Here is a 10590-nt window from a genome sequence, read left to right on the forward strand (position 1 = left end):
ACCTTCTATTCAAATTCGTCCCAGCCGTCCAGCTGGCGTCGTTCCTGCTGCATCTCGCGATGGAAAATCTCCTCCAGCTCGCGCCGCGCCTCGCGTACACGGGAGATTTGCGCGTTATCGGTATGCACCGGCATCAGTTCGCGCAGCATGCGCATATCAAGGCGCCGGAAATGAAGCTGCGCGCGCTGCGCCTGATGCGGATGCATCCCAAGCGAAATCAGCGTCTTGCGCCCAAGCTCCAGGGCGCTGGAGAACGTCTCGCGTGAAAACTGCTTTACGCCCGCCTGAAGAAGCTCATGCGCTTCAACGCGCCCGCGCGCCCGCGCCAGGATTTCCAGTTGCGGAAAGTGCTGCTGGCAGAGATGCACGATGCGCATCGTGTCTTCCGGGTCGTTGCAGGTCACGACGATAGACTCTGCGGATTCGGCCCCGGCGGCGCGCAGCAGTTCAAGCTCGGTGGCGTCGCCATAGTAAACCTTGTAGCCATATTTACGCATCAGGTTCACCGCGCTGATATCGCGCTCCAGCACCGTAATTCGCATTTTGTTGGCCATCAGCAGGCGGCCAATCACCTGCCCGAAACGTCCGAAGCCGACAATAATCACCTGCGGCTTATCATCTTCCACATAAGGCGTTTCATCGTGCTCGTCCTGAGCGTTGAAGTGACGCGCCAGCAGCCGGTTGATGCCTTTCATCACCAGCGGCGTGGTCATCATCGAAAGCGTCACCGTCACCAGCAGCAGCGCCATCTGGTCATTATGGAAAAGCTTCTGCGACGAGGCGCTGGAGAAGAGCACAAAGGCGAACTCCCCGCCCTGGCTCAACACGCCCGCGAACGGCAACCGTTCGGTGCGCCGCAGGCCCTGAAAACGCCCGAGGCCATACAGCACCGCCATCTTGACGCTCACCAGCACGACCACGCTCATCACGACCCACAGAATATGGGTATAGAGGACGCCCAGGTTCAGCGCCATGCCGACAGAGATAAAAAAGAGCCCCAGCAGCAGGCCTTTAAAGGGCTCAATAGCGATTTCCAGCTCGTGGCGATATTCGCTTTCAGCCAGCAGAATGCCGGCGATAAACGTGCCGAGCGCCATAGAAAGCCCCAGCAAATCCATAAACAGCGCGGAGCCGAGCACCAGCAGCAGCGCGGCGGCGGTAAACACCTCGCGCACGCCGGAACCGGCAATAAACCTAAACACCGGGCGCAGGAGATAACGCCCACCCACCAGCATCACGGCGAACGCCAGCACCTTCATGCCGATTTTCAGCCAGTCAGGATGCTCATCGCCATTGCCCGCCAGCAGAGGCACCATCGCCAGCGCCGGGATCACCGCGAGATCCTGAAACAGCAGCACAGAGAACCCTAGCTGGCCGCCTTCGGTGCGGTTCATGCCTTTATCGCGCATCAGCTGCAACGCCATCGCGGTCGACGACATCGCAAGGCCGATGCCGCCCACCACGGCCGCCTGCCACGCGAAATCGGTCAGCATCAGGAGGCCCGCCAGCACCACGGCGCTTAACAGCACCTGGGCTGCGCCAATGCCGAAAATAGAACGCCGCAGCTTCCAGAGTTTTGACGGATTCAGCTCAAGCCCTATCAGGAACATCAGAAACACGACGCCCAGCTCTGAAAAGTGCAGGATCTCGTCGACGTCGCTGATAAAGCCAAGCCCCCACGGGCCGATGGCGATCCCCGCCAGCAAATAGCCCAGCACCGCGCCGATGCCCAGGCGCGCCGCGATTGGCACCGCCACTACCGCGGCGAAAAGAAACAGAATGCCTGCCAGCAGCAGGTCCGAACCTTCCATCAAAAGCCTCCCGGCGTTAAAGGGTCCGCCAGCCAGCGCTCATACGCGTGGCCGTGAGACGCCAGTTCGGAAAGCGACTGACGCCGCGCCCAGTAAATAATCAGCGGCGTCATCCAGTACATACGGCACATGGCGGCGGTTAGCTCGAAAGGCCGCAGGATGTCGGTCAGGGCATAGCGGTTAAACCCGTCCGGGCGATAAGCCGTCTCCGGCTCGCCGGTGGTAATAACGCAGCGCCAGTATTTGCCGGCAAGCGCATTGCCGCCCACGCCGCTCGCGAAACCGCGGCTCAACACGCGGTCGAACCACTCTTTCAGCAGCGCCGGACAGCTATAGGTGTAAAGCGGGAACTGAAAAACAATCACATCATGATCGCGCAGCAACGCCTGCTCATGGCTGATATCAATAAAGAAATCGGGATAGTGGGCATAGAGGTCATGCACCGTGACATTTGGTAATTGCAGAGCCGGCTTAAGCAAAACCCGGTTGGCCACCGAGTCCTGAGATTCCGGATGGGCATACAGCAGCAAAACTTTCGCTGTCTGTGACATCATTCCCCTCCAGGGCGTCGTCATTGTTACTATTTTGGGCTACCATGGCGGCCCCACGCGGTGCCCAAAGCATCACGTTACATGAATATAATGACAATTTAACATAGTCTGAATCTACGGCGCCTTATGATTGTTTTCTCCTCGTTACAAATTCGTCGCGGCACTCGCGTGCTGCTGGACAACGCCACCGCCACGATCAATCCGGGTCAGAAAGTGGGCCTGGTGGGCAAAAACGGCTGCGGCAAATCCACGCTCCTGTCGCTTCTGAAAAACGAGATTAGCGCCGACGGCGGGAGTTTCACCTACCCCGGCACCTGGCAGCTCGCCTGGGTGAATCAGGAAACGCCCGCGCTCGCGCAGCCCGCGCTGGAATATGTAATTGACGGCGATCGCGAATACCGCGCCTTTGAGCGCGAACTGAACGACGCCACCGAGCGCAACGACGGTCACGCCATCGCCACGGCGCATGGCAAGCTGGACGCCATCGACGCCTGGACCATTCGCTCACGCGCCGCGAGCCTCCTGCACGGGCTGGGCTTCAGCAACGAACAGCTGACGCGTCCGGTGAGCGATTTCTCCGGCGGCTGGCGTATGCGTCTTAACCTCGCGCAGGCGCTGATTTGCCGCTCCGATCTGCTGCTGCTCGACGAACCGACCAACCACCTCGATCTCGATGCGGTCATCTGGCTGGAGAAATGGCTGAAAAGCTATAACGGCACGCTGATCCTTATCTCGCACGACCGCGATTTCCTGGATCCGGTGGTGGACAAAATCATTCATATCGAACAGCAAAATATGTTCGAGTACACCGGCAACTACAGCTCGTTCGAGCGCCAGCGCGCCACGCGTCTCGCCCAGCAGCAGGCGACATACGAAAGCCAGCAGCAGCGCGTCGCGCACCTGCAAAGCTTTATCGATCGCTTTAAAGCGAAAGCGTCCAAAGCGAAGCAGGCGCAGAGCCGCATCAAAATGCTGGAGCGCATGGAGCTGATTGCGCCTGCCCATGTGGACAACCCGTTCCACTTCAGCTTTCGCGCGCCGGAAAGCCTGCCCAACCCGCTGCTTAAAATGGAAAAAGTCAGCGCCGGTTACGGCGAGCGCATCATTCTGAACTCCATCAAGCTCAACCTGGTGCCCGGCTCGCGCATCGGTCTGCTGGGGCGCAACGGCGCAGGCAAATCAACGCTGATTAAACTGCTGGCGGGCGAACTTGCGCCAGTCAGCGGCGATATCGGGCTCGCCAAAGGCATTAAGCTCGGATACTTCGCCCAGCATCAGCTGGAGTTTTTACGCGCCGACGAATCGCCGTTGCAGCATCTGGCGCGCATCGCCCCGCGTGAAACCGAACAGCAGCTGCGCGACTATCTCGGCGGCTTCGGCTTCCAGGGCGATAAAGTCACCGAAGCCACCGAGCGGTTCTCCGGCGGCGAGAAAGCGCGGCTGGTGCTGGCGCTGATCGTCTGGCAGCGCCCTAACCTGCTGCTGCTCGATGAGCCGACCAACCACCTGGATCTCGACATGCGCCAGGCGCTGACTGACGCGCTGATCGAATTCGAAGGCGCGCTGGTGGTGGTCTCGCACGACCGTCACCTGATCCGCTCCACCACCGACGATCTCTATCTGGTGCACGACGGCAAAGTCGAACCGTTCGACGGCGATCTGGACGATTACCAGCAGTGGCTGAGCGACGTGCAGAAGCAGGAGAGCCAGGGCGACGACGCCAGCCGCGAGAAAGACAACGGCAATAGCGCGCAGGCGCGCAAAGATCAGAAGCGCCGCGAGGCGGAGCTGCGCACCCAAACGCAGCCGCTGCGTAAAGAGATAACCCGTCTGGAAAAAGAGATGGAAAAGCTCAACGCCACGCTTGCGGGCGTCGAAGAGAAGCTCGCCGACAGCGCCATTTACGATCCGGCTCGCAAAGCGGAGATGAATGAGTGTCTGCAAACGCAGGCGAAGACCAAAGCGGCGCTGGAAGAGTGCGAAATGGCGTGGCTGGACGCGCAGGAACAACTGGAAGCGATGCTACAAAGCGAGTAGCCGGGCGCGAACGCCCGGCAGGCGGGATTAACGCTGCGCCGCCAGGCGCTGGCGCAGGGTTTCCAGATGCTCCACGCCGTGAAGTTTGCCATCCAGGAAACGGGTTTTCAGTTCACCCTGCTGCTCCTGCTCCAGGGTCTGTTCGTCAAACAATTGATAATCGCCGTTATCGTCACGCTCGACGCGCAGCAGCCCGCGCGCTGAGCGTTTCAGTCCGCTGTCGGTTTTCGGCTCTTTGAAAATCATGCGCCCCACGCCGTTCACTTCGCCGTACGTCGCTTTCATCGCAAAGCCGAACGTGTCGCGGGTGTTGTACTGATACGTAAACGAACCGACGCCGAACACCACGTTTGAGCTGGCGAAGCCTTTCGCCGCCAGACGGCGCAGGATCTCTTCGGCGCGTTCAAGCGTAATAGAATCGCCGTAAATCAGGCCCACATGCGGGTCGAGCACTTTGAAGCCTTTGTCATTGACGGTGCCGCCGAAAATTTCCCACAGCACCTCAACCGAGCCTTTCTCTTCCGGCGTGCGGTCGGCGCGCGTGTCGTCATCGGCACCGGTGCCGCAGAGGATCTCCACCGGGTCGCCGCTGTCCGGGCGGAACACCACGTGGCCTTCACGCGCCATGATCTGCGTTTTCAGCTCACGGGTATATTCCGTGATGACGCGCCAGTAGTCCCAGGTATCCGAGACAATCGAGACAAAGCCGTTCGGGTAGAGATCGCAAATCAGGCGGCGGAACGTCTCGATTTCGCTCTCTTTCTCGCCCATGCACATCACGCTGTGCTCGGTCGCCGGGATGGACGCGGCAATGAAGCACTCCTGGCCCTGGGTGTAGTAATCCCGCGCGTAGAGCATCGACGGAATATTATCGGTGCCTTTAAAGCTCAGCAGGTGGCCGCAGCCCGCCTGCGCGGTATCCTGAAGGCCAGACATGCCGCGAAACGAGAAATCGTGGCACTGAAAATCGAGGTGGCTTACGTCAGAGCAGGTTTTCTCAGCCCAGCGCTCGCAGATAGTCCGGTAGTGGTGCGCGATAGTGGCGTTGGTGGAGGATTTCCACAGCTCCGCCGAGAGCACCGTTTCCAGGTAGTTCACCAGCCAGAAGAATTCCGGAAGGGTATTGGTAATGGTCAGCACCGGCACTTTCATCGCCACTTTGCTGCCTTCATCCAGCGCTTTGATATGCAGCGGCAGGTAACCAAGCTGATGCAGCGCGCAAATGTGATCCGCGCTGACAGCGCCTTTGCCGATGTAGCTGTCCATCACCGCCTGATATTCGTCTACCACTTCCGCCTCAGGGCGCGCGAAGAACTGCGCGTTAAACAGATCGACCAGGAACCATTGCAGGAACCCCTGCAGGCCGAAGAACACCAGCTTGCCGTCCGCGACAGGAGAGTGGAAATGACGGTCGCTGCGCGGCGTAAAGTTGGAATAGACTTTAGTGGTGCCTGCCGGGTACTGCTCGCGGTGCGACACTTTGTAGCCATCAATAGCCAGAATCGGATTCATGTTCATCGCCCTTCTCCTTACGCGTTATAAATTGTATTGATATCAATCATTTCTACCCGTTCCTGCGCCAGTTCAGCGGGCGCGAAGGAGGTGGTTGTATAAAGCTTATCAATGCCGTTATTCAGCAGGTTTTCGACGCCTTTGGAAAACACGCCGTGGGTCACGTAGAGGCTCACGCTGCTTGCCCCGGCGTCACGCAGTACCTGGGCTGAGCCGATAAACGTGCCGCCCGCGTCGCAGAGATCGTCCACAATCAGCACCGCTTTGCCTTTCACGTCGCCGTCCACCAGGCGAAAACCGGTCAGCTCGCCGGTCGCGACGTTGCGCTGTTTGGTCAGAATGGCGAACTCATGAACGCCCGCGGCCTGCGCGACGGCATGGATTTTTTTAAGCGCCCCGGCATCCGGCGCCACCAGCATTAACTCGCCGGCCTTCAGGGCGCGCTCCAGCGTCTTGCTTTGTAGCAGGCAACGCTCCTGCGGGATAGCCACCAGATTTTCAATCGCGGCGGCGGCGGCTTCGCTGTGCGGGTCGAGTACGATCACTTTGTCGAAACCGAGGGTGTTCAGCTGGCGGGCGAAGACCTTCAGCGCGAAGCTGTCGCCCGGCTGCATGTGCCTGTCCTGGCGGGCATACGGCAGCCACGGCAGTTCCAGATGGCTGAAGCGCACATCACAGTGCTGGCGCACCGCGTCGGTCAGTTGCGCCAGCAGCATGAAATCGTCCATCGTTTTCATGGCGGCGGCGCGAATACGCATCAGCGAGGCGACGCGCGGCAGTTCGCCGGTCACTTTCGCCCACACGGCGCCGTCAGGAAAACGCCCGGTCTGTGTTGCAATCTCTTGTCCGTCTACCATCAGTTGCGGCTGCATCATTTTCGCCCCCGGTTAATCAGTTTATGTCCTTGCGACACATTTAATATTGTCCAAGAGACACTAATAAGCAAGCGAAATTTTCGCCGCGCTGGCTAAAAAATAGCATGTCGCTGAAAATTAAAACATTACAGGTTTGCTTTGTTCCGGTGCTCCGGGCTGGTAAACTTGTCTCTGAGACAATTAAACGGAGCGGCGCATGACCACTGAAGCGGAATATCTGGAAAACTACGACCCTGCGCGATTCCCTTCTCCGCTGGTGACCGTCGACAGCGTGCTGTTCACCCTGCATGACCAGGCGCTTTGCGTGCTGCTGGTACAGCGCGCCCGCCAGCCGCAGCAGGGGCGCTGGGCGCTGCCGGGCGGGTTTATCGATATGCAGAAAGATGATTCCACCCACGCGACGGCGCTGCGTAAGCTGACCGAAAAAACCGGCGTGCGCCCGTCATGGCTGGAGCAACTGGAGACGTTTTCCGGCCCGGATCGCGATCCGCGCGGCTGGAGCCTCACCACGGCCTGGTTTGCGCTGATCGCCTGGGTCGACTGCCAGCCGCATATCGCCTCCGTCAGCGATGCGCAGTGGGTGCCGGTGGCGGAGCTTGGCGCTATCGAGCTGGCGTTCGATCACCAGACGATTATCGAGGCCGCCCTGCGCCGCCTGCGCCAGAAGACGATGTATTCGCTCCTGCCGGTCTACTGCCTGCCGGAGTGCTTTACGCTAAGCCAGCTTCAGGAGGCGACGGAAATTATTCTCGGCCAGCCCATCCAGCGTAAGAGCCTCATCCGCCGCTTTGAAGCGTCCGGCATGTTTGAAGAAACCGGCGAGAGCGTCGCCACCGGCGCGCGTAAAGCCAGGCTCTGGCGACGCAAGCCGGATGCCGATATTCACCTTTTCTCGCGCAATTTACTGGCCGAGTGATCCGCACCAAAGCATCAACAAAACGGATAACAACCGGTATAGTAGTTAGCGAACTAATAAAAGACATCAGCCATGGCCGACATTACTCCCGCAGAACTTCCTGCACTGAACACCGATTCTTCACACTTTCAGCCAATGCCGGGAGTCAGCAATCCACACCTGCAAACCATGCTGCCGCGCGTGCTGCGCCGCCGGGTGCAGTTTGAGCCGCACTGGCAGCGTCTGGATCTGCCGGATGGCGATTTTGTCGACCTGGCGTTTAGCGAAAACCCCGATCAGGCGCGTCATAAGCCGCGTCTGGTGGTTTTTCACGGGCTCGAAGGCAGCCTGCACAGCCCTTACGTCCACGGGCTTATCCATGCGGCGAAAGCGCGCGGCTGGCTCGGCGTGGTGATGCATTTTCGCGGCTGTAGCGGCGTGCCGAACAAACTGGGGCGCATTTATCATTCGGGCGAAACCGAAGACGGCACCTTTTTCCTGCGCTGGCTGGATGAACGCTACGGCACCGTGCCGACGGCGGCGGTCGGCTATTCGCTCGGCGGCAATATGCTCGGCTGCCTGATGGCGGAGATCGACGGCCGCTTCCCGCTGACGGCAGGCGTGATTGTGTCCGCGCCGTTTATGCTCGAACACTGCTGCAACCATATGGAAAAAGGCTTTTCGCGCTTTTATCAGTTCTATCTGTTAAACCTGCTGAAAGCCAACGCCACCCGCAAGCTGAAAGCCTGGCCCGGCACGCTGCCGATTGAGCTCGCCCAGCTTAAACGCCTGCGCCGCATCCGCGATTTCGATGATTTGATTACGTCGAAAATCCACGGCTTCAGCGATGCCGTCGATTATTATCGCCAGTGCAGCGCGATGCCGCGTCTCGCCAGCATCACCCGTCCGACGCTGATTATTCACGCTAAAGACGACCCGTTTATGGATCATCACGTCATCCCCGATACCGCCACGTTGCCTGCTAATATTGAATATCAGCTGACAGAGCATGGCGGTCATGTGGGCTTTGTCGGCGGCACGCTGCGCCAGCCTAAAATGTGGCTGGAACAGCGCATTCCTGACTGGTTAACCCCTTATCTGGACCGATAAATGATCATTCCCTGGCAAGAGATCGCGCCCGACACCCTGGAGCGCCTGATTGAAGCCTTCGTCTTGCGCGAAGGCACCGATTATGGTGAACATGAACGCTCGCTTGAGCAAAAGGTCGCCGACGTGCGGCGTCAGTTGCAAAGCGGCGAAGCCGTTCTGGTGTGGTCTGAACTGCACGAAACGGTCAATATCATGCCGCGTTCGCAGTTTCGCGGTTAATGTCGCCAGGCGGAGCCCTGCCCCGCCGCTTCAGGGAGTTGTCTCGCTATGTCTGCCAAACATCCGGTTATCGCCGTCACAGGCTCCAGCGGCGCGGGAACCACCACCACCAGCCTCGCGTTTCGTAAAATTTTCGCCCAGCTGAATCTTCGTGCCGCCGAAGTGGAAGGCGACAGCTTCCACCGCTACACGCGCCCGGAAATGGACATGGCCATCCGCAAAGCGCGCGATCTTGGCCGCCATATCAGTTACTTCGGCCCGGAGGCGAACGATTTCGGCCTGCTGGAGCAAACCTTTGTGGAGTATGGCCTGACCGGCAAAGGGCAGTCGCGCAAATATCTGCACACCTATGACGAAGCGGTGCCGTGGAACCAGGTGCCCGGCACTTTCACGCCGTGGCAGCCGCTGCCGGAGCCGACGGACGTGCTGTTTTACGAAGGGCTGCACGGCGGCGTGGTGACGCCGCAAAACGACGTGGCGAAACATGTCGATCTGCTGGTGGGCGTGGTGCCTATCGTCAACCTGGAGTGGATACAGAAGCTTATCCGCGATACCAGCGAGCGCGGCCATTCACGCGAGGCGGTGATGGATTCCGTGGTGCGCTCAATGGAAGATTACATCAACTACATCACGCCGCAGTTCTCACGCACCCATATTAACTTCCAGCGCGTGCCGACGGTGGACACCTCCAACCCGTTCGCCGCGAAAAGCATTCCGTCGCTTGATGAGAGTTTCGTGGTCATTCACTTCCGCAATCTGGACAATATCGATTACCCGTGGCTGCTGGCGATGCTACAGGGCTCGTTTATTTCACATATCAATACGCTGGTGGTGCCGGGCGGCAAGATGGGGCTGGCGATGGAGCTTATCATGCTGCCGCTGGTGCAGCGGCTGATGGAAGGCAAGCAGATAGCGTGACAGAGTGGCCTGGCGGCGCTTCGCCTGCCGGGCCGCCCGTCGTCAGATTACGCCTCAATCACTTCATACGAATGGGTGATGTTGACCCCTTTGCCGAGCATCAGCGCCACCGAACAGTACTTCTCCGCCGACAGATCCACCGCGCGCGACACTGCCGCGTCCTTAAGGTCTTTACCCGTCACCACAAAGTGCAGATTGATATGCGTGAACAGACGCGGGGCCTCTTCGCGGCGCTCTGACGTCAGTTTCACTTCGCAGTCGATCACGTCGTGACGGCCTTTTTGCAGGATAGAGACCACATCAATCGCGCTACAGCCGCCTGCGGCTATCAGGACCATTTCCATCGGGCTCGGCGCTTTGTCGCCGGAGTTGCCGTCCATCAGGATCTGATGCCCCGAAGCGGACTCGCCAAGGAAGGTTAACCCTTCTACCCATTTCACTCGTGCATGCATGTTAATCGCTCCAGGCTATTCATTTTTCTGACAGATTACGCGCGCGCGTTCCCGGAGGCAATGGAAGCGCGACCTGCGTCAAGCTGAAACGAGACAACAGGAGACACCTGAGAAAAGCTATGCTAAAACAGTCTGGATGCAGCGGCGATACATTGATGTTACGCATGGGTGCAGAGGAGAAGACAATTTATCGGCTGCGATGTCCACGGA

At 59.1% G+C, this 10590-nt stretch carries 10 protein-coding genes; 5 read left to right on the forward strand and 5 right to left on the reverse strand.

What is annotated here, in order from left to right:
• Positions 1 to 5 precede the first annotated feature (5 nt).
• Together kefB and kefG are read right to left on the reverse strand one after the other, a co-directional pair.
• Positions 6 to 1811: a glutathione-regulated potassium-efflux system protein KefB gene (kefB, locus tag AFK65_RS18055; RefSeq protein ID WP_038858771.1), complete on the reverse strand. Its 1806-nt coding sequence runs from the start codon at positions 1809 to 1811 to the stop codon at positions 6 to 8.
• Positions 1811 to 2365, reverse strand: coding sequence for a glutathione-regulated potassium-efflux system ancillary protein KefG (kefG, locus tag AFK65_RS18060; RefSeq protein ID WP_007702547.1), 555 nt, complete (start codon positions 2363 to 2365; stop codon positions 1811 to 1813). The genes kefB and kefG overlap by 1 nt, the downstream gene beginning before the upstream one ends.
• A 123-nt stretch (positions 2366 to 2488) precedes the next feature.
• Here kefG and AFK65_RS18065 point away from each other — a divergent pair, with 123 nt between their 5' ends.
• Positions 2489 to 4399 (forward strand): ABC transporter ATP-binding protein, encoded by a 1911-nt coding sequence (locus AFK65_RS18065; protein WP_007702549.1) that lies wholly within the window; start codon positions 2489 to 2491, stop codon positions 4397 to 4399.
• Between the two features lie 27 nt (positions 4400 to 4426).
• Here the strand turns inward: AFK65_RS18065 and AFK65_RS18070 are convergent, their stop codons facing one another.
• On the reverse strand, positions 4427 to 5917 hold the full coding sequence (locus AFK65_RS18070) for a nicotinate phosphoribosyltransferase (protein ID WP_038858769.1): 1491 nt from the start codon (positions 5915 to 5917) through the stop codon (positions 4427 to 4429).
• Between the two features lie 11 nt (positions 5918 to 5928).
• A complete protein-coding gene (gene prs, locus AFK65_RS18075) occupies positions 5929 to 6786 on the reverse strand; it encodes a ribose-phosphate diphosphokinase (RefSeq protein WP_007702556.1) in 858 nt (285 codons plus the stop codon).
• Between the two features lie 196 nt (positions 6787 to 6982).
• Here prs and AFK65_RS18080 point away from each other — a divergent pair, with 196 nt between their 5' ends.
• The 4 genes from AFK65_RS18080 (at position 6983) to AFK65_RS18095 (ending at position 9928) form a co-directional block, all read left to right on the forward strand.
• Positions 6983 to 7702 carry an NUDIX hydrolase gene (locus tag AFK65_RS18080; RefSeq protein WP_038858767.1) on the forward strand — a complete coding sequence of 240 codons (720 nt, stop codon included), beginning with the start codon at positions 6983 to 6985 and terminating at the stop codon, positions 7700 to 7702.
• Between the two features lie 72 nt (positions 7703 to 7774).
• Positions 7775 to 8791 (forward strand): hydrolase, encoded by a 1017-nt coding sequence (locus tag AFK65_RS18085; protein WP_007702559.1) that lies wholly within the window; start codon positions 7775 to 7777, stop codon positions 8789 to 8791.
• Entirely contained in the window at positions 8792 to 9010 is a 219-nt protein-coding gene (locus tag AFK65_RS18090; protein ID WP_004386598.1) for a YheU family protein, read from the forward strand. It abuts the gene before it with no gap.
• Between the two features lie 48 nt (positions 9011 to 9058).
• The gene (locus AFK65_RS18095) at positions 9059 to 9928 is read left to right on the forward strand and encodes a phosphoribulokinase (RefSeq protein WP_007702561.1); all 870 of its coding nucleotides are present in this window, start codon (positions 9059 to 9061) and stop codon (positions 9926 to 9928) included.
• A gap of 47 nt (positions 9929 to 9975) precedes the next feature.
• Here the strand turns inward: AFK65_RS18095 and AFK65_RS18100 are convergent, their stop codons facing one another.
• On the reverse strand, positions 9976 to 10380 hold the full coding sequence (locus AFK65_RS18100) for an OsmC family protein (protein ID WP_007702564.1): 405 nt from the start codon (positions 10378 to 10380) through the stop codon (positions 9976 to 9978).
• Positions 10381 to 10590 lie beyond the last annotated feature (210 nt).

Source organism: Cronobacter universalis NCTC 9529, from assembly GCF_001277175.1.
Taxonomy (GTDB): domain Bacteria; phylum Pseudomonadota; class Gammaproteobacteria; order Enterobacterales; family Enterobacteriaceae; genus Cronobacter; species Cronobacter universalis.